16 protein-coding genes are annotated in these 19,930 nt (G+C 45.9%); 5 read left to right on the forward strand and 11 right to left on the reverse strand.

What is annotated here, in order from left to right:
* Positions 1–58 precede the first annotated feature (58 nt).
* The gene (locus L4C44_RS08635) at positions 59–526 is read right to left on the reverse strand and encodes an OsmC family protein (protein WP_428804873.1); all 468 of its coding nucleotides are present in this window, start codon (positions 524–526) and stop codon (positions 59–61) included.
* A 29-nt stretch (positions 527–555) separates the two neighbouring features.
* Complete coding sequence (locus L4C44_RS08640) at positions 556–948, reverse strand: GFA family protein (protein WP_428804874.1); 393 nt, start codon at positions 946–948, stop codon at positions 556–558.
* Positions 949–1,157: 209 nt separating this feature from the next.
* On the opposite strand from L4C44_RS08640, the gene L4C44_RS08645 reads away from it, so the two are divergent.
* On the forward strand, positions 1,158–1,988 hold the full coding sequence (locus tag L4C44_RS08645) for a LysR family transcriptional regulator (RefSeq protein ID WP_428804875.1): 831 nt from the start codon (positions 1,158–1,160) through the stop codon (positions 1,986–1,988).
* Between the two features lie 244 nt (positions 1,989–2,232).
* Positions 2,233–4,260 (forward strand): alkyl sulfatase dimerization domain-containing protein, encoded by a 2,028-nt coding sequence (locus L4C44_RS08650; RefSeq protein WP_428804876.1) that lies wholly within the window; start codon positions 2,233–2,235, stop codon positions 4,258–4,260.
* A 133-nt stretch (positions 4,261–4,393) separates the two neighbouring features.
* Here the strand turns inward: L4C44_RS08650 and L4C44_RS08655 are convergent, their stop codons facing one another.
* Complete coding sequence (locus tag L4C44_RS08655; protein WP_428804877.1) at positions 4,394–5,323, reverse strand: LysR family transcriptional regulator; 930 nt, start codon at positions 5,321–5,323, stop codon at positions 4,394–4,396.
* A gap of 124 nt (positions 5,324–5,447) precedes the next feature.
* Between L4C44_RS08655 and L4C44_RS08660 the strand changes: the two genes are divergently transcribed.
* From L4C44_RS08660 to L4C44_RS08670, 3 genes are all read left to right on the forward strand, one after another.
* Positions 5,448–6,131, forward strand: a complete 684-nt coding sequence (locus L4C44_RS08660) for an SDR family oxidoreductase (protein ID WP_428804878.1) — start codon at positions 5,448–5,450, stop codon at positions 6,129–6,131.
* A gap of 84 nt (positions 6,132–6,215) precedes the next feature.
* A complete protein-coding gene (locus L4C44_RS08665) occupies positions 6,216–7,439 on the forward strand; it encodes an MFS transporter (protein ID WP_428804879.1) in 1,224 nt (407 codons plus the stop codon).
* 73 nt (positions 7,440–7,512) lie between these two features.
* A complete protein-coding gene (locus L4C44_RS08670; protein ID WP_428804880.1) occupies positions 7,513–8,601 on the forward strand; it encodes an alkene reductase in 1,089 nt (362 codons plus the stop codon).
* A gap of 298 nt (positions 8,602–8,899) precedes the next feature.
* Here L4C44_RS08670 and rlmJ read toward each other — a convergent pair whose 3' ends face one another.
* From rlmJ to L4C44_RS08710, 8 genes are all read right to left on the reverse strand, one after another.
* Entirely contained in the window at positions 8,900–9,766 is an 867-nt protein-coding gene (gene rlmJ, locus L4C44_RS08675) for a 23S rRNA (adenine(2030)-N(6))-methyltransferase RlmJ (RefSeq protein WP_428804881.1), read from the reverse strand.
* Positions 9,767–9,966: 200 nt separating this feature from the next.
* The gene (secF, locus tag L4C44_RS08680; protein WP_428804882.1) at positions 9,967–10,890 is read right to left on the reverse strand and encodes a protein translocase subunit SecF; all 924 of its coding nucleotides are present in this window, start codon (positions 10,888–10,890) and stop codon (positions 9,967–9,969) included.
* A 2-nt stretch (positions 10,891–10,892) separates the two neighbouring features.
* Positions 10,893–12,692, reverse strand: a complete 1,800-nt coding sequence (gene secD / locus L4C44_RS08685; RefSeq protein ID WP_428804883.1) for a protein translocase subunit SecD — start codon at positions 12,690–12,692, stop codon at positions 10,893–10,895.
* Between the two features lie 275 nt (positions 12,693–12,967).
* On the reverse strand, positions 12,968–13,432 hold the full coding sequence (locus L4C44_RS08690) for a hypothetical protein (RefSeq protein ID WP_239719112.1): 465 nt from the start codon (positions 13,430–13,432) through the stop codon (positions 12,968–12,970).
* Positions 13,433–13,709: 277 nt separating this feature from the next.
* Positions 13,710–16,484, reverse strand: a complete 2,775-nt coding sequence (locus tag L4C44_RS08695) for a M16 family metallopeptidase (protein ID WP_428804884.1) — start codon at positions 16,482–16,484, stop codon at positions 13,710–13,712.
* 191 nt (positions 16,485–16,675) lie between these two features.
* Entirely contained in the window at positions 16,676–17,524 is an 849-nt protein-coding gene (locus tag L4C44_RS08700; protein ID WP_428804885.1) for a LytR/AlgR family response regulator transcription factor, read from the reverse strand.
* A 72-nt stretch (positions 17,525–17,596) separates the two neighbouring features.
* Positions 17,597–18,631, reverse strand: a complete 1,035-nt coding sequence (locus tag L4C44_RS08705; RefSeq protein WP_086714629.1) for a sensor histidine kinase — start codon at positions 18,629–18,631, stop codon at positions 17,597–17,599.
* Positions 18,631–19,923, reverse strand: coding sequence for a hypothetical protein (locus tag L4C44_RS08710; RefSeq protein WP_285953398.1), 1,293 nt, complete (start codon positions 19,921–19,923; stop codon positions 18,631–18,633). The genes L4C44_RS08705 and L4C44_RS08710 overlap by 1 nt, the downstream gene beginning before the upstream one ends.
* Positions 19,924–19,930 lie beyond the last annotated feature (7 nt).

A 19,930-nucleotide genomic window follows, 5' to 3' on the forward strand; every position in this document is an offset into this window, starting at 1 on the left:
ACACAGCGTTTACGAAACTGCCAGATCCTGTTTTTGCTCACAAAGAATGAACTGCAGGTTACCCAATAGTCTCTACCACAATATCTGTTTTTACCGAGTTCGCGATAAAGCAGTTTTTGTGCGCTAAATGATGAAGCTTGTCGAGTTGTTTGGCCGTTGGCTTCTTAGTACCGGAGAACACAATATCAGGTCGCAGAGTCACCTTAGTCACAGACGAACGACCTGATTCATCTTCTTCCAGCACACCTATCGCATCATCGACATAAGAGTCAATTACGTACTTCTGTTTTGCAGCAATGCCCAAAAACGTCAGCATATGACAGCTAGAAAGTGCCGCAATAAAGGCTTCTTCAGGGTCAACATTCGCTTCCACTGAAAACGGCAGTGGCACAACATGTGGAGAGGACGAAGCAGGTACAGTGACACCACCATCGAACTCCCACGTATGACTGCGACTGTATTGATTGTCGCTAAAGGCTTCATCTTGCGCTTTTTGCCAGCGAATGACTGCTCCGTATTCAGACATAACCCCTTCCCTTTTTAATGCTCAATAAATTAACGATCAGCTGGGTGATTAACACCGTCGTTGGTCACCACATCACCAATATCAAAAGGGTTCACCCCTTCCAAACAACCGATATTAAAACCATATTCGTTTGGGCTTGAGCGGCGTTGATGATGGGTATAGATACCGCAGTTCGAGCAGAAGTAATGCTTCGCGGTATTGGTGTTGAATTGATAAAGCTTGAGATGATCTTCACCTTTAAGGATCTTGATGCCATCAAGCGCAACAGAGCTAACAATCGCGCCTTTACGGCGACAGATAGAACAATCACATCGACGCGGCTTTTCTATTCCGTTAGGTAAACTGAGCTCTAGTTCAACAGATCCACAATGACAACTTGCTTTGTGTAAAGATTTGATGATGGTACTTCCTACCAGCTTCATGAACACTCCTTGCCTTGTTTGTTTTTTTGTTCATCATATCGCTGTTTTACATTTTGGTAAAAAAATGTGTTTTCCTACAAATATATAGCGCATGTTTTCAATACATAATTTAAGCTAAATCTCGGCACTATTAACTCGGTCATCTTCTACACAGTAATCACCGAGTCGTATTCAAACTATTTAATCTCTTTTCTACAGGGCGTACCTATATGAATCTAAATCTGATTAAACACTTTCTCGCTGCCTATGACTTCAAAAGTATTTCTAAGGCAGCAGAGCATATGAATATGACTCAGCCATCAATGACCGCCGCAATCAAAAATTTTGAAGAGCAGAGCGGAAAGATCATGTTTTATCGCACCAGTCGCTCGATTCAGCCGACTGAAGAGGCGCATTACCTTGCGGAACAGTGTCGAGAAATATTGGGGAGACTCGACTCAGTATTTCAAGAGGAACGAAAACTAAAGGTTTGTTGTCCTGAAGCGATAATGCAATCACTTCCCGGATATGATGGTGTCCACTTCGTAGAGACCCCAGCTGTTGAATACAGTATTTTAGACCAAATCAGAACTGGGGAAGTTGATATTGTTATCGACGACATCTCCATCGCTGACCATTCTTTTGTCGTAGAGTCAATTGGCTCTCAAAAACTAGCGTTAGCATGTCGTAAAAACCACCCCACTATCGGCGACACCATTACGCTCGAACAATTTAAAAGTGCCGAACACATCATGTTGCGCCTAAAAAATAAGAATGTAAGCGCTCTTGAAACTCGAACGGAAGAGACATTTAACCGTAATGTGGTGCGCGAGGTGTCTGGTCAATCAAACCTCTTGCTCAATGCCCGTAATTCCGATGCCGTATGTATTGTGAGTGAGTCGATGTTTGGTTTAGCAGAGGAGCTAGGGTTAAAAGTACTAGAGCCACCGTTTGCATTGCGTGACTATGAGATGAAGATGATTTATCACAAGCGAAATATTAACAACCACCAACATACTTTGGTTCGAGAGCACATCAAAAAGCACCTTCAACCTAAATAAACATAAAGCTAGGCTATTTAAATCAACAAAAAATCGTCAATAATGACTAAAGTCTCAAGTTTGCATAGCTAAAATCTATACAAATTATAGTTCTTACCCAATGGTTCACTTTCTAATAACTGCCTAAGATAACGCCATCAACGGCGCATTTTGTATGCCTCGTTTTCCTTCAACTTTTGAAGAATTACGAAACAGAATGGATTCTGAATCTGATTCATACGAAACACAGAACCAGGGTACAACTATGAAAAAAACCATCATCACTTTATCTATTGTCGCATCATTCGGTGCGATGGCTCATTCTCATAACGCCTCTGAGCGCTTAACTCATGGTGACCACGACCACTCCTTCGACATGAGCCAATACGATGTAGTTCTGTCTGACAACTATGACCCGAAGGCCAATGGCATTGAGTTTCTAAGCCCGAACTTGTCCGCTGAAAGTCAAAGCTACTTCCCTTTAGCTGACAACGCATCGACTGAACTTGCTGGCTCTTTTCCAGAAATAATCTGGCGCGGTGAACCTCTATTTACTCCTGAATACAACAAGGAGAATATGGAAAAAGCGCTACAAGAAGGTAAGATCCATCCTGAACTGGCAGCGATGGAAGAAGCAATGACTAACCCTGTGATCTTCAAATTATCAGACCGCATGTACAACGCGTTTGGTTTTGAAGGTGCTTCTATCACCTTTATTCAAGGCGACGAAGGGCTAATCATTGCTGATGCAGGCTCAACGGCAGAAACCGCAGCAGCGATGCTTGCCGCTTATCGTGAAGCAACAGGAGACAAACGCGAAGTTCACACTATTTTCTATACTCACCACCACCCAGATCAATGGGCAGGAACCGAGGGGCTAGCAACGCGTGAAGACTTTGAAGCGGGTAAAATCAACGTGATTGCCCATACCGACTTCCAAAGAAAAATGAACGAAGAATCTGGTATTTATCTCAATCAACAGTCGATTCGAACAGCGTATGCCTTTGGCGCGTTTATCCCTCATAACAATGACTATGATAAAGGTGTAAACCAAGGTGTCGGCTACCCGTCAGACATTATTATGCAGTCAAAAAACAAATCCTTCTTTGCACCTAATATCTTGGTCGACGATCTTATGATCATAAAGGTCGACGGCTTAACATTAGAGTTTTTCCATACTCCGGGAGAAGCCCCAGATGGCGTCGCACTCTACATTCATGAAACAGGTGACATGGTCGGTGGTGATACCATTCAAGGCGAAACCATTCCGAACCTCTATACCATTCGAGGTGCAGAATACCGTGACGGCCTTGAGTGGGCTGACTCAATAGACCGCATGCGTCGCTATCAGCCGAAATCTCTATCATTGCATCACGGCCGTTCAGCTGTGAATGCCGAGCGTGTTGAAGACGTGATGAAGGCTTACGCAGACTCATTACGTTATATGCAAGATCAAACGGTTCGTTACATCAACAAAGGCTATACGATGCACGAACTTTCAGACAACATCCGTTTACCTGAAGAGCTCAAAGATCACGATTACTTGCGTCCATTACGCGGTTCTGAGTATCAAAACGTCGCTAATATTTATGCGGGGAACGTAGGCTGGTTTAACGGTGATGCAAGTGAGTTTGCTAAACCTGCTCACAAAGATATGGCGCAACTCTATGTCGATATGATGGGAGGCTCTGACGCAATCAAAAAAGCCGCAGACCGTTTAATTGAACAGCAGCATTATGGTGAAGCAATGCAGATTTTGACTCACGTTATTCGCGTCGATCATGGCGATATGTATGCTCGCGGACAAAAAGCGGTCGCACTTGAGCGTTGGGGCTGGGAACAATCAACTCCGGGTTGGCGTCACTGGGCATTAACTGGCGCAGCTGAACTGCGCGGCGAACTAGACGGCGTGCTTGATACGATGAACTTCTTTGGCGATGCCAGTAAGTTTGTCGATGCTCCAACCAATGATGTGATGTCACTGATTCCAACACGTTTGATGGCTGAACAGCTCACAACAAATGAAAGCTACCAGATCAACCTAGTCGTGGATGGTAGCCCGTATTTGGTTAACGTCTCAAACCGAACCATGGCAGTCGACAATGGGTTCAATTCGGATGATGCCGAGCTTACGATTGAAATGACGAAGAAAGACCTAGTTCACTTGTTCTTAGTGAAAGACATCAATGTGGCAGAATCAACCGCCACAGCAACCAAAGGAGACATCAATCAACTTCAACGACTCGTTGATGTTATTGATACCTTCTCTCCGTTCTACTTGCACCTTCGCTAGAATCATTCACTAATCCTGTGCCTCAGCTACCTGAGGCACGATAAGAGGTGCCCATGATAGATAAAGATACCTTTATCCCAAGAGCGTTAGCGGTTGCCATCGTTGTATTTCTATTATTTTCGTAACTTGGAAATCAACAACTCGAGTTGACGCAATCTCCAAACCGCTCAAACAGAAAATCCAAAAACAGCCGGATACGTTTCGGCTGATATTTCTTGCTTATATACACCACATTCAAGTCGGCGCTCGACACACTCATAGAAGTATTGAAGTTTTTCATGTAGCCATTAAGCAGAGTCACAAGGCGTTGGTTATTGATGTCGTCCTGCACATCCAACACCGATTTAAGCGCAATACCCTCGCCTTTCAGTGCCCAGTAGCGAATCACTTCACCGTCGTCTGAGAATCGCTTTGGCACAACAGTGATAGACTTCTTCATGCCATGATCTTGGAAGTGCCATGTCTTGAGTTCTTCATTGCTGCGCAGCATTGCCAAACAGTCGTGCTCAACCAAGTCTTGTGGCGTCAACGGTGTCCCGTGTTTGGCAAGGTATTCAGGAGAAGCACACAGCACACGTCTGCTCGGGGATAAACGTCTTGATATCAAACTGCTGTCGACTAACTCTCCGTAGCGAATCACCACATCCATGCCCGACTCTGCAATATTCGACAAGTTATCGTTCAAATACAGGTAAGGGATCACGTCAGGGTATTTCTGACAAAACTCCGACAAGATTGGCAGAATGTATTGCTTTCCAATGTCCTTCGGCGCGGCGATTTTTAATGGGCCTTTGACCTCTTTGACGCCATTTTGAATCAGGTTTTCAGCCTCACTGACGTTATCCAATATCTCCAGACACGCCTTGTGATACAGGTCGCCAGAGTCGGTCAAAGACACATGGCGTGTGCTTCGATTCAACAACTTCACACCATATCGTTCTTCAAGCGCCTGCAGCCTTGCTGTCATGGTCGCAGGAGAGAGCCCTAGCTCTCGCCCCGCCGCTGCTAACCCGTGATGCTTAACAATGCTCACGAACATCGCCATGTCTGAAAACTTATCCATGCTACTTCTTCCTCGCCGCACTGTTCATATTAACCGAATAATGAATTTATATTTTAGCCAATTATCAATTTTAGTCGAACAAATATAATGACAACCATCAGCAGAACACGCAGGAATTAAGAACATGAACAACACACTAGCGAACCAAGAAAAGAGCACTTTTGTCATCATTGGTGGCACGTCAGGTATCGGTAAAGCTCTAGCGATGCAATTGAGAAATGAAGACAACACAGTACACATTGCTAGCCGCCACACAGGTGTTGATATCAGCAATGAAAAGTCGATTTGCGAATACTTTGAATCAATTGGTCCATTCGATCACTTGGTGGTCACGGCTGGCTCATCCGCTCCGGCTGGAAAAGTGACAGACGTTGCTATCGACGACGCAAAGTCGGCATTTGATACCAAATTCTGGGGCAGCCTAAACGTAGCTAAACATGCCGCACGTTACATGACACCAAACGGTTCTATCACGCTCACCACGGGCATGTTGTCACGCAAAATCGTTGCAGGCACTTACGTCAAAACAGCCATCAACGCCGCGCTAGAAAGCGTGACTAAAGTGCTTGCGAAAGAGCTATCACCGATTCGAGTTAATGCTGTCAGCCCCGGCTTAACCATGACAGTGGCATACAAAAATATGGACGATTCAGCTCGCACAGCCATGTACGACAACGCCAAAAACAACCTACCCGCGGGCAAAGTGGGCGAGCCTTCAGAAATCGCTATGGGTTACCTGTTTGCGATTAATAACCCATACGTAACTGGGTCAATTATCGACATCGATGGCGGTGCTCTACTCGGTTAGAAACCCCGCAGAGACACAAAGAACAATCATTAGGGCGTATATCGAAACGCCCTAGCAAACAAGAATTTACATAGGTAACTCATCATGAAACAAGAAGCCATCCATCAAGAAACTGTCCATAAAGAAAAGATCCCATTCCAAGTTTGGATACTGACACTCGCAGCTTTTGCCATTGGCACCGCTGAATTTGTTATCGCAGGCATCCTTCCGCAAATTGCGACCTCCCTTTCGATCACCGAAGGTCAAGCAGGCTATCTAATCAGTGCCTATGCGTTAGCTATCGTTATCGGCGGGCCAATCTTAACCATCTACCTTGCACGCTTTAACAAAAAGATGGTGCTGATTGGATTAATGGCGCTGTTCATTATTGGCAATGTCTTGTCTGCACTCGCACCAAGCTATCCGCTACTCCTCGCGAGCCGTGTTATCGCAGGCTTAGTTCAAGGGCCTTTCTATGGCATAGGTGCAGTTGTCGCTACCAACTTGGTATCTGAAAAAATGGCAGGTCGCGCCGTTGGTCAAATGTTCGCAGGCTTAACGCTCGCTAACGTTCTTGGCGTTCCAGCCGGTACTTGGGTGAGCTTGCAATTCGGTTGGCACACCACCTTCTTTACCGTTGCGGCACTTGGCACAGTTGCGATGATTTCAATCTTAACGTCAATCAAATCAACAGGTCACAGCGAAGCGAAAGACATCAAAACTCAGCTTATGGCGTTCAAAAATCCAATGCTGCTTATCAGCTTGGCAATCACCGCTTTTGCTTGGTCTGGCTTTATGACGCTTTACGGCTACCTTGCGCCAATCGCCATGCACATCACGGGTTACGGCCAAGAATCGGTCACATGGATCTTAGTGATTGTGGGTGTGGGCTTAATCATAGGTAACACCTTGGGCGGTCGCTCTTCAGATAAAAACCTCGGCAAAGCTTCCATGTTTTGGGCAGTCGCAATGATCGTGTCATTGGTTGTGGTGGGCCTAGTGGTAGACAACAAAATCCTATTCGTTGCAGCTGCATTTGTCTTTGGTATTGCATCATTTGCGAACGTTCCTGCCATGCAACTTCGAGTAATGAACCATGGTGGCGAAGGCCAAGAGCTAGCAGCAACAGCCAATATCTCAGCGTTTAACTTGGCTAATGCCTTCGGTGGATTCCTTGGCGGCATGGTACTCGACAGCCAACTGGGCGCAGGAACGATTCCGTTCGCAGCCGTTGTCGTCCCTGTCATTGGCTTACTACTTATCGCTAAAGCCAATCGAGCTGACAAGCCACAAAGCAACTCTATTTTCAGCCCAGCAGAAAGCAAATAACGCGACTTATAGCCCGAACACAAAACTAAAAACACTGAATTAAAAAGTACTGAATTAAAACAAGGTAGATACCATGAACAAATTATTCGGAACATCAGAACTCAAAGGCCTAGAACTGCAAAACCGTGTTGTGATGGCTCCTATGACACGCGCTCGTACTAGCCAACCTGGAAACGTGCCAAACGACATGATGGCGACCTATTACCAGCAACGCGCCAGTGCAGGTTTAATCATCACCGAAGCAACGCAGATATCCGACGATTCTCAAGGCTACTCATTCACACCCGGCGTTTACACCGATGCACAAATCGAAGGTTGGAAGTCAGTAACAACAGCCGCAAAAGAACAAGGTGCCGCGATATTCTGCCAGCTATGGCATGTCGGCCGCGTCTCTCACCCTACCTTTCAAAAGGGTGAACTACCGATTGCGCCGTCAGCTTTGGCGCCAATAGAAACTCAGGTGTGGATTTCCGATGAGAATGGTAACGGCAACATGGTCGATTGCATCCAACCAAGGGAGATGACCCAAGCAGACATCGATCGAGTGGTTCAAGATTTTGCGAACTCAGCAAAGAAAGCCATCGAAGCAGGCTTTAATGGTGTCGAGATCCACGGTGGTAATGGCTACCTGATTGACCAGTTCCTAAGAACCAACTCAAACAAGCGAACCGACAACTACGGTGGCAGCCGCGAGAACCGACTTCGCTTTCTAATTGAAGTAGTTGATGCCGTCATTGATGCGATTGGCGCGGACAAAGTGGGCGTACGTTTAGCCCCATTCATCACCTTCAAAGACATGAACTGCCCAGACATTGTGCCAACGATTTTAGAAGCTTCAAAGGCACTTCAAGATAGAGACGTTGCTTATCTGCACCTATCAGAAGCCGACTGGGATGATGCTCCAGTTATTCCTGAAAGCTTCCGAATTGAGCTAAGAGAATTATTCTCTAACACCATCATCGTTGCTGGCAGCTACACACCACAACGCGCCGAAGAAGTGTTAAGCAAAGGCTACGCGGATCTTGTCGCATTTGGTCGCCCATTCGTGGCCAACCCAGATCTCGTGTCACGCCTACAAAACGGCAGCGAGCTATCAGAACTCGACGGCGCGACCTTATTCGGCGGCAACGAAAAAGGCTACACCGATTATCCAGCTTTGTAGTGGATTTTGAATTGATAGAACAGCCTTAGATTTTCCTTCAGGCAAAAGAAAGGCTCGCATGACTAGTGCGAGCCTAATGCAGTTTAGGGGGTAAACCACAATCTGGTATTAATCTGGGACTAATTATTTAACTTATGAGCCATTATGCACTTGTGCGCATTGATATTCTATTTTTAAATGATTCACTGCAATTAATCAATCGATAAAAGTTAGCGTTTGGTCAATTTAAACCACATAAATAACAGTGATTTAGTGAGCAGCGTCTAGAAATTAATCTTAAATCCCATATAAATCAGATTTATAGACTTCTCATTTGCCAATAACCCTCACCATTGGTTGCGAGCTGATTGTGTAAATAATCGAGCGTGTCAGCCACCTTTCCAGTAATGCCTTGAGGCGGATTAAACAACAACAACCCACTGCCGATGAGTCGATCATCGCCCTTAGGATCGCGCAGTCGTAATTCCGATTTGATCGGGCTTGGTAACAAGCCATCTTTCACCGCTGTCACGCAGTGATTCAAAATCAGTGAGCTTTTGTCATCGGTGTACAGCGGATACCAAATCAGCGCAGACACTTTCTCAGATTGCTGATAAGCCTTCACCAAGGCATCAATCACTGCGAGATATTCAGCATCAGTTTCATAGGGTGGGTCGATAACGATCAAGTGATGATTATCGTGCTTTGCCACGTCATCAGGTAGCGCTTTAAGCCCGTCGCCCGCAGTAATGGTGAGCTTACTTGAGACATCAAGATCGCGTTGCAACTTCTCGATATTGGCTTGCAATAAATCGGCTTCGTCTTGCTGAATATCGGAAAAGTAGAAGCTGTCTTGGCTACGACCTTGTTGATAGGTAATGGCCGCTGAGCCGGGATACAGCGTGATTAGTTGATTAGGATTGTAGTATTCCAGCACCGACATAAAAGACGCGAATGATTCTGGAAGGTAAGCCTTGTTTCGCCATAAGTACCCAACCCCTTCGGCAAATTCGCCCGCGTGGTTGCTTGGCGCAGTGGTGAGGTCGTAACAGCCTGTGCCTGAGTGTGTGTCGATAACATTGAGACGTGAATGCTGCTGCATTAATGACTGAACCAGAGCACTCAATACGGGGTGCTTCAGTGCATCACCGTGGTCGCCTACATGACATTGATGTCGATATTCCATTCCCTTGCCTCATTTCTACTGACGTCATATAAACATACTTCATATCCTAAGGGCTTTCCTGCTCAATCTATCGTTTTTTGAAATAGCCTCTCTTTTGACTAACTGTCTGACTCTTATAAAAAATAAAGCCCTTCGTCTTATTACAAACGAAGGGCTTTACTGAGTTACTTATTAACTTGTACTACTAGCGAATAAACACCCTAAGGGTACTCCCCCTCAACTTCTACTGGCGCTTTCACTTGGTAGTGACAAGGCTTTAGACCAAGTAGCTTAGGCAGTGTGATACCGACAGAAACTGAAGACCACGTACCGCTGACAATACCGACAACCAGTGCAATAGCGAACCCTTGCAGTGCCGCGCCACCAAGTAGCCAAAGCGCTGATACAGTGATTAGCGTTGTACCTGAAGTCACCATGGTGCGTGAGAACGTCGCTTTAACTGATTCGTTAAGCAGATTGTCTGTATCACCGTTTGGATTACCACGCAGCATTTCACGTACACGGTCGGCAATGATGATCGAGTCATTCAATGAATAACCCAAAATCGCCAACACCGCTGCCAATACGGTCAGGTTGAACTCAAACTGAGTAAAAGCGAACAGACCCAAGATAAGCGTCACGTCATAGATTATCGCGGCAAGCGCACCCAGTGCCAAGCGCCATTCAAATCGAACACTCAGGTACAGCATGATCATTAGGAAACACACCAATACCGCCAAGCCACCTTGGTCAACCATGTCTTGACCCACTTGAGGGCCAACCACGCTGCTGTTAAGCACTTGTACTTGGTCGCTCACCGATGACAAAACATCCACTAGGTTAGGCTGAGGTGCATCCGTCAATTGGCTGTAACGCAGTGTCCAGCGGTCTTGTTCTGCCATACCAACCACTTGCACGTCTTGTTGGAAAGCGGCATCAAGTTTTGTTTTTAAATCGTCTTTAGTTACTTGGTCAGAAAGCTGAACTTCGGCCACCACACCGCCAGTAAAGTCCAAGCCCCAGTTGAAACCTTTCACTGCCACAAGCATCACAGAGCTCATGAACAGCACAATAGAAATCACAGACATCACCTTGCGAAGGCGAGTCATATTGCTGTCTGAAATAGTCATATTTGAAATACTCATGCTTAAATCCTTACATCATGGCGCTGGTCGCGCCCCCAAACCAAGTTGATGATTGCTCGTGAAGCAAAAATGCCCGTGAACATACTGGTTAGAAGACCTAAGCCCAGTGTCAGGGCGAAGCCCTGAATCGGTCCATTACCAATGGTATATAGAGCCACAGCAACGATCATGGTGGTGACGTTAGCATCGAAAATTGAAGAGAACGCGCTATCGAAACCACGGTCGATAGAGCTAGCAAAGCTGCGCCCTTCTTTCATCTTGTCTCGAATACGTTCGAAGATAAGCACGTTAGTGTCTACCGCCATACCGACGGTCAGTACTAAACCCGCAATACCTGGCAGGGTTAATACCGCACCCGGTAGCATCGCTATCAAACCAAATAGTGTGGTCATGTTGACGACCAATGCAGCGTTCGCAACCCAACCAAGGCGGCGGTACCATAGCGCCATAAACGTGAGAGTTAGACCAAGGCCAAGTGCCAAAGCAGCAAAGCCGTTAGTAACGTTTTCAGCACCCAGAGACGGGCCAATGGTACGCTCTTCAATGATGGTTACTGGCGCAGTCAATGAACCCGCACGAAGCAATAGAGCCAGCTCTTGAGCTTCAGCCATGCTGCCTGCACCTGTGATTCTAAAGCGGCTACCCAATTGAGACTGGATGTTCGCCACACTGATCACTTCACTGGTTTTCTCGCTGTTACCGGCTCTATCACGGCTGTACTCGCTGTACACGGTTGCCATTGGCTTGCCGATGTTATGACGAGAGAACTCAGACATCTTCTTACCGCCCGCTGAATCCAGCGTGATGTTTACTTCTGCGCTGCCCATCTCACCAATGCCACTACGAGCATCGATAATGTGTTCGCCGCTCAGTACCGCTTTGCGAGCAACAACGACACGGTTGCCATCCGTATCTTTTAGCGTTTGAGTGTTACGCGTCGCGTTATCGTAAACAGAGTAGAACGCCAATGATGCCGTTGCACCAATCACATCTTTCGCGGCTGCAGGGTCTTGGACACCCGGAAGTTCGATACGGATACGGCTTTCACCTTGGCGTTGAATCGATGCCTCAGTGATGCCGAGCTCTTCAATACGGCTGCGCATGATTTGCAGGTTTTGTTGAACCGTTAGGTTACGGAGCGTTCTTTGCTCTTCTTCAGACTGAGTTAACGTTAGCGATTTATCTGAACGGTCACGTTGCCATTGTGGGAACTCTTCACGAATCAGTTTTTGTGCTTTCTCGAAATCTGCATCAGTGCGGAAATTAAATTCAACTTGGTTGTTCACCACTTTACCGCGTGCATAACGCACTTGGCTGGTGATCTCGTCGACCACAGATTGCGCTTGTGCGTGGTAAACCGGTTCCATGTCCACTTCTAACAGGAACTGCACACCACCACGTAAATCAAGGCCTAACTGAATCGGCGCGAAGCCCATGTCAGTCAGCCATTTTGGTGCTGCTGGCTCCATAGCAAGAGCAACGGTCGCGTTGTCGAGGAAGCGCTCATTAAGCACTTCTTTGGCTTTCGCTTGTTGCTCAGCATCTTCTAAGATCACCACTAAACGTTTGTCTTTTTGAAAGGCTGATTTGGCTTGAATGCCCTCGCTAGCAAGGTATTGCGTCACTTGAGTGGCGTCGATGGTCTGTTCAGAGCGGTTACTGATTTGAACCGAGGCGTCCTCGCCAAACCAAGAAGGCAAAGCACTCAGAATCATGATGATGATGGTGGCGATAAGCACCACGTATTTCCACTTTGAGTAGTGGTTAATTTGTTTTCTTGGAATGCGTTTTTTCACAGTCAAGATCTCTTCTTTTTTACCAATCACCGTAAATACGTGCTCAAAAATAGCACCGAAAAAAAGCAGTGATCGAGCATTTTGACCAGCTGGGGTGACCAGTTATTTACTACGATTGGTATGTCTAATGTTTTGCGAACACGAGCGATGGCTAATCACAACCAGAACAAGCTGATTGAAAGATAGTGGTGCTAAAGCTGATGTCACTATGTTTGTTTTGGTTAACTGGCGAGTTCAACGGGCACAAGTGACCATCGATACGACCAATTTAGGGTCAACGATTAGCTAAGAAGTTCTCGAAAATGCGAGTATTGAATGTTGCCCTCTTTCCACCCAGAAAGCCGGGAGGACGGAGAACTCACAATACTGGTCCAGTGCTGCTTAGAATCCAACAACGGTGTATTGAAAAGCAGAGAGGCCAGTAATGAAGGGGGGGAGAAGTCGATCAGTAGATGATAAGCAGGCTCAAGATCAGCCACGCTTTCTTGTTCATTGCTGAGCATACGTCTGAAGTTTGCTGCTTGAAGGCTAGACTCAGTGTCGTGATAGTTAGAACTGTCACCAGAAGGCACTGTGCCAAACTGAGCCTTATCGCACTCTAAGTAGCTCGACGGATTATCCGTAGCGGCTTGTTTACACAGGTCATTCTGTGAAGATTGCTCTTGAGCCGAGTATATTTGAAATGGCTTAGAAGGAAACGAATAGCCGTTAGAATTCACTAAGCCAAAGCTCAGTAAAAACAACATTAAGACTAATCGGGTACCCAGTTTAAGCAATCTAATATCCAAACAACATTCTCGTAGATCGTCAATCTACAATACAAATGAAACGCTGTCTTGATTTAAAACATTTTTTTAGAAAATGATTCGATGCAACCGATTAAGCGTTCTCGCAATTTAGATTTACATAGATCTAAAACGACTTAACAACAGGTGATGGATAGATGTTATGAATAGCGAAAAACAAGAAAGCCAAGCGACACTCGCTTGGCTTTGAGTTATCTCTCTTTGTTGGTTTCAAGCTTTAAGCTTTAGGACGCATGATGTTCTTAACCTTACGGCTATTTTCACCAAAGATGCGTTGTACTAACTCATTCATCTCTTCTGCAGAGATTGATCTCGCCACTCGCTCAACTTGAGACAAAGCTTCGATATCGTAACCATGAAGTAGATAACGAGACACATACCACGCTTGGTCGATAGAGCTCATCTCGAGAGGCGAGAAGTCAGCTTCAAACTGTTTCACAACCGCTCGCATTTCCTCTTCAGAAACACCTTGTAGAAGATCTGAAATCACCTTATCAATCGCCACTTCCACTTTATCAACGTTCTCAGGCGCTATCATCGCACCGATGACCCATTCATGACTCAACTCGCTGTCTGCAGACGCCGAATACGTATAAGGCGAGTAATCCAAGCTCAACTCTTCGCGAATATAAGTATCTAAACGAGTCGCCAGTAGGCGTTCTAGCAAGCTTTCCATGAAAATATCTTTTGCCGTAAAGCCTTGCTCGGTATCGCTTACTGGTTCAGAGATCACTCGCAAGACGTACTCTGCACTATTTACATTGTTAATCGCCAAATCAATACGTGACTCTAGTGGCTGGTTGTAAGCCACTTTAAACTCAGGTACCGCCGCTTTTTCCAATGGGATAGAAGCCAAGTACTGCTGAACCAAAGGCTTCAATACACTTGGGTCGATATCACCCACGACCACCAGTTGGTTGTGTCTCATTTGACCAAACAGCTGCTGATGAAGGTTATCGACATCTTTCACTGAAACCGCTTCAACACGCTCTTTATCAACAAAAAGGTGACTACTGTCCGGACTATAGATATTTTGGTTTATTGCGCGCTCAAACTGACCGACAGGACTGCTCAGGAAAGATTCTTGTCCCTGTACAAACTCTTGCTTCACCGCCTCTAATTGCTCAGGGTTGATTTTAGGTGCCGTGATGAAGGTATAAAGCGCAGCAAACGTATCTTTAAGCCCATCTTTTTTAATATTAAATTCGATACCATGGCGAGTATTGCCAATAAAAGAATCCGCTCGAATATCTTCACGATCAAAATACGCTAGAAGTTCAGAACCCGTAAATTCACCGACACCACTTCGAGCAAACGTCGGTAACGCAACTTCAACGGCAGGGTACAAGCTAGGATCTAAAGCTGATTTACCGCCGAGGCTCATGTACATCACACCAACATCGTCACCTGCAACATAGTCACGCAAGTACCACATGTCGATACCATTGCTTAACGTCCACTTTTGGATGTATGGATCGATGGACATTTGTTCAGCAAGTACAACCTCGCCCTTCGAACTAGGAACAGCAAAGGCACTTACAGAAGCAATAGCGAGCGGCGGGGTTCCAGGCTCGCTGTAAGTCGCTTTTAAGCTATCTAGAGAGTTAACGACAGCTGTTCTATCTTCAGAATCGTCCATGCCAATAACAAGAAAGTAATCATCAGAGAGCAGATTTGTGATGTTGTCGTTGATCGCTTCCAGGCTTAGGTTAGCAATGAAAGCTTCCAAACTCGCTTGATAGTCTTTCTGTGATTGGACAATTCGCTCAGTTACAAGCGCACTCGCTTTGTAATTCGCGTGTTCAACGCTGTCCATTTTATCCCAGTCATGCTCGATGTTATCCAGCAAGTCTTGGTAGTAGTGCTGCTCGCCGACGATATCCGTTTCCGAAACACCAAAATCACGCAGTGATGCCAAGGTAGAAAGCAGCTCTTGTTGGATGACTTCACGGCCGCCAGCCGGGAAACCAACACTTATTGACGAATAGTTCAGAGAGCCCATCTGATAGTTATCAGACGCTATCCATTGAGTCGGCAACGCTGCATCATTGAATACTGCTTCGAGTCGCTGGCGAATGAGTTGTTGCGAGGTTTCATCTAACCAGCGTTGATGCTGCTGAGCATGATTTTCAACTCTATTTAAACCTCGGTTAAACGTTAAAGTAATGCTTGGTGCTTCTCTTCCTGCATACTCAACATAATTACCTTCATTGAACGAGGTCACTTTCTGTTTCTCTGGTCTCGGCGTGTCGCCACGCTCCCAGTTCGAAAACTTCTCTTCAATGAGTGGAATCACGGTTTTGATATCCACATCACCAGAAACGACCAGTTCAACTATTTGAGGTTGATACCAAGTCTGATAAAAGTTGCTGATGCCTTGAGGAGTAGCATTAACAATCGACGATTTAGTGCCTAATGCATCTTGCGATTCATACGGGCCGCCTTCAATGAAGTGGTCAAAGAATTTCTCTCCGAATGACTTATCATCGAGGCGAGCCATACGAAACTCTCCAAGAACCACGCCTTTCTCTTTTTCAACTTCTGAACTTGATAGATCCAGACCATCACCAATGTCACGCATCCACGTTAGAGCAGACTGCAATTGGATGTTATCTGGCAAATCTAACTGGTAGACCGTCTCTTCATAAGAGGTGTAGGCATTAATATCTGCACCAAAGCTAGCGCCTGCATCTTCGAATAGACGAATCACATCATTTTCAGAGAAGTTCTTACTGCCATTGAATGCCATGTGTTCCAAGAAGTGCGCGTAGCCTTCTTGCTGATCAGTCTCTTGAATCGAACCCGCGTGAACGACTAGACGTACAGATACCGATGCTTCATGATCTGGATAAACATGATAGGTAAGACCATTTTCTAGCTGGCCTGAAGTCCATGCAGGATCCGGCTGGATTAAGTTTTCGGTGGTTTTTGGTGTTGAGCTACAGCCAACCAAAGTTAGGCATAGAGCCGTCGCTAAATAATATGTTTTCATAACAACCTCTTAATGTCATTCATCGACAATATACAGATTGAGTTAACGATTATTATTTAATACTGAACCGGATGAGTATCTTTGTGATCTGGATCTTTATTTTATAAATTACCAAGTGATATGTAAGATCACTGTATTCATTTGAATTAGCGTTTTAATAAGAACCGATTACATCCCTTTAAGCTAGTTCTCTACATCCCCTTAAACAACGCTTGCGAAGCACGGCTGATCGGTAGTTTTTCCCCTGACACATAAGCCGACATCTGACCTGAGAGGCCTTTCTTCACCTTATCAATGGCGGAGACTTTCACCACCACCGAGCGGTGGATCTGCCAGAACTCATCAGGATTGAGTTGGGCGATCAGCTCTTTTAGTGACACGCGAAGAATAAACTCCTCTAGAGAGCCGCCTTGGCCTTTTTTGAATATCGAGACGTACTTGTCTTCTGCTTTGAAGTAAGCGACATCATCGACGGCGATTAGGTGAATGTCTTCCCCAACACTGGCTTTGAGCCACGTGAGATACTTTTTCTGCGATAGATAAGGAGGCTGAACTTGTTGTGAGGTCGATTGGGATAGCAGTTGAAGCTGAGCCATTAACGCCGTGATATCAGGTTGTTCGGGGAGGTTACCTATTTGCGATTGGTTACTCGACAGACGCGCTTGCACCTTCTGACAGGTAGCAAGTAGGCGCTCTTCATTGATTGGCTTAAGCAGGTAATCCATCGCATTGTGTTCAAAGGCTTTAACTGCGTATTCATCATAAGCCGTAATGAACACAATCAATGGCGGCGAATCTAGCTTGTTGAGTTGTTTCGCTAGTGAGATTCCATCCAGCTCAGGCATACGAATATCGAGAAACGCCACGTCGGGCTTAAGCTGCTGAATACTTTGTATCGCCTCCAAACCGTTTTGTGCCTTGCTGACGATCTCTAGCTCCGGCCAAACCTCAGCCAAGCTCTTGTCTAAGTGATGCCTTAACAGTGCTTCATCGTCTGCGATAATCGCCGTTACGCTCGGCTGTATTGCTGGGTTGTTCATGGTTAATCCTTTAAATTCACACTGTAAATCGTCTATTTTTCGTCACTGTTCTGTACTTTCTGGTGCGTAGTTCTAGACAACTGCGTCAGTCAGCGGTAACAAGATCGTCGACACTACCCCGCCCTCAGTTTGTTCAGTAATAGTTAGACTCGCCTTATCACCATAAAGGGTTTCGATTCTTTGACGAATATTGCTTAACCCAACACCGTGCCCCGTATTCGCAGAGGGCGTTTTCAACCCAGCACCACTGTCTGACACTTCAATCTTCAACTGTTCAGCTTGCTGGGTAATACGGATATTCACTTCGCCACCTGCGGCTTTTGGCTCAATACCGTGAGTTAATGCGTTCTCAACCAAGGGTTGAATTAAGAAGGGCGGAATCACTTGCTGATCGCTAATGTTGTTCGTTTCAATCGAGAAGGCTAAGCGCTCATCTAAACGAATTTTCTGGATGTTAAGATAAGCATCCAGCAAGTCGACCTCTTGTGCGATGGTCGATTGCTCAGTGCGGCTATTCTTCAAAGTCACACGCAACAAGTCGGTCAGTTTTTCGAGCATCAACTTGGCTTTCGCGCTGTCACTCTCAATCAATACATTGATGGTCGCAAGCGTGTTGAACAAGAAGTGCGGTTCAATTTGGCTCTGTAGTTGTTTAAGCTGACTCAGCACCACCACCTTCTCTTGATCGGCCTGACGGCGCTTGGCCACTTCTAATTCGTTATCGGCACGTAACTGCTGCTCTCGTGCGTAGAAATAGTAATAGCAAACCGAACAGAAGATCACACCAAGCAACACGACAGATTTAAGGTCCGAGATATTGGACCCAAAATACCCGTTCAACCAATAGTGCGCGTTCAAGGTACCAAAGGTCATCGCGATCACCATTGATATACCCACTTCAAGCGTGCGGGATGTTCTCTTGAACAACTTAACCAAGATGAAAGAAGAACCCACCGCGCTGTAGCCAAAGCCAAAACTGATTGCTAGATTAACCGTTAATCCGCCGCCCCAAATCGTATGGGTTGTAATCGCAATAAGAACACAAAATAGCGTGGTGAACGCAAAGCTTTTGATCCATGAAAACCGACTGTTTGAAGAAGTGTTCATTAAAATCGTCCTTTGATATTTATAAGAATCATATGACTATCGGGTAAGTTGGCGTAAGCAGAATCACTTTTACCGCCTAGAAAGCGTGCAGCAAGTTCCAATTCCAACGATGAATCACCATTATCTAACGCCTGATAGTTGAGCCACTGAGTAGCAATAAAACCACCGTCTTGTGGAGACAACATCACATCAAATGTTGGCGTGATATCTTCAAGCCAGCCATGTGTCGAATCCAAAGACCAGTGAAACATGATGTTGTGTTGAACCAAATTGGCGTGCTGATAACCTTGCGCGTAAGAGCCTGCCAACAATGCTGTCATCGGATTAACTGACAAAGGCTCGGCACTTTCTATTGCGCTTTGCCACTCAGAGTCACTCCACGCTCGGCTATCAAACCAGTATTCCAACACCACATTGTGGCCCGTGTCATTGGCCCATGTTAGTCCTGCTAACGCTTGATAAGCTTCGCCCTGCTCTTCAAGATAAACCGGTTTAAGCATTGAATCCGGCTGACTGTAGCCAAGGCTTTGTTGTTGATAGACCACCGAACCATGAAACTCCCATGCAAGGTTTAAGACCGAAACCAAACTCGCTCCAAGCAAGCCGTGGCGCACATCATCATAATAAGCGACCCACTGATACTCATGGTCACCCACTAGGTTGTAACGACGTAAGCCAAATCCTTGTTGCTGGTTCTGCTTTTCGAATTCATTTACGTCTTGAGAAGTCCATGACGAATCGCTGTAAAGCAGTGTCCATTCGCCCGTCATATCGAACAGTGACGCCGACGCAACACCCGCCCCCTCCTCAGCGACAATGCCTACTGGGTTTTGGCGATAAGGCTTGATGATGTCTAGCGGTCGGTAGCCATAACCCACGCCCCAATCGAGGCGAACCTTGCCGAGCGTCACATCGAGGTAGTGGTCACCGACTATAGAATTAGACACCTCAACACCACCTTGCCAAAACAACTCGCGCACGATGAATTCCGATTCAAAGCTCGCCTCTTGTCCTTGAGGATTGTTACTCAAAATATCGTTGGCTTTGACTGCAAACAGGCCAAGCCAATTGTTATAACCAACCTCAAGATCCAGTAAACCATTTAACGACTGGCGATTATCAGATGCTAAAGGAGTGAATGGTGACTCTCGTGATTCAATCGCTTCGGCACTGAGTTGCCAATCCCAAGCCAAGCTCAGCTCATCCGCTTGAATCGTGTTACTTACGCAAGACAAAGCAAGCAAAATAGCAGCTGAATACTTGATGTAAGGCTTACGACTAGAAGCTTTCATGGCATCC

The sequence above is a fragment of the Vibrio satsumensis genome (assembly GCF_050337435.1).
In the GTDB taxonomy this organism is placed as follows: Bacteria; Pseudomonadota; Gammaproteobacteria; order Enterobacterales; family Vibrionaceae; genus Vibrio; species Vibrio satsumensis.

Bases quoted from the DNA above. Each gene is read 5' to 3' on its own strand.
- L4C44_RS08670 (WP_428804880.1), top strand. From the start codon at position 7,513: ATGAACAAATTATTCGGAACATCAGAACTCAAAGGCCTAGAACTGCAA.
- rlmJ (WP_428804881.1), bottom strand. From the start codon at position 9,766: ATGGAATATCGACATCAATGTCATGTAGGCGACCACGGTGATGCACTG.
- L4C44_RS08650 (WP_428804876.1), top strand. From the start codon at position 2,233: ATGAAAAAAACCATCATCACTTTATCTATTGTCGCATCATTCGGTGCG.
- L4C44_RS08665 (WP_428804879.1), top strand. From the start codon at position 6,216: ATGAAACAAGAAGCCATCCATCAAGAAACTGTCCATAAAGAAAAGATC.
- L4C44_RS08690 (WP_239719112.1), bottom strand. From the start codon at position 13,432: ATGTTGTTTTTACTGAGCTTTGGCTTAGTGAATTCTAACGGCTATTCG.
- L4C44_RS08700 (WP_428804885.1), bottom strand. From the start codon at position 17,524: ATGAACAACCCAGCAATACAGCCGAGCGTAACGGCGATTATCGCAGAC.
- L4C44_RS08660 (WP_428804878.1), top strand. From the start codon at position 5,448: ATGAACAACACACTAGCGAACCAAGAAAAGAGCACTTTTGTCATCATT.
- secF (WP_428804882.1), bottom strand. From the start codon at position 10,890: ATGAGTATTTCAAATATGACTATTTCAGACAGCAATATGACTCGCCTT.
- L4C44_RS08695 (WP_428804884.1), bottom strand. From the start codon at position 16,484: ATGAAAACATATTATTTAGCGACGGCTCTATGCCTAACTTTGGTTGGC.
- L4C44_RS08710 (WP_285953398.1), bottom strand. From the start codon at position 19,923: ATGAAAGCTTCTAGTCGTAAGCCTTACATCAAGTATTCAGCTGCTATT.
- L4C44_RS08640 (WP_428804874.1), bottom strand. From the start codon at position 948: ATGAAGCTGGTAGGAAGTACCATCATCAAATCTTTACACAAAGCAAGT.
- L4C44_RS08655 (WP_428804877.1), bottom strand. From the start codon at position 5,323: ATGGATAAGTTTTCAGACATGGCGATGTTCGTGAGCATTGTTAAGCAT.
- L4C44_RS08705 (WP_086714629.1), bottom strand. From the start codon at position 18,631: ATGAACACTTCTTCAAACAGTCGGTTTTCATGGATCAAAAGCTTTGCG.
- L4C44_RS08645 (WP_428804875.1), top strand. From the start codon at position 1,158: ATGAATCTAAATCTGATTAAACACTTTCTCGCTGCCTATGACTTCAAA.
- L4C44_RS08635 (WP_428804873.1), bottom strand. From the start codon at position 526: ATGTCTGAATACGGAGCAGTCATTCGCTGGCAAAAAGCGCAAGATGAA.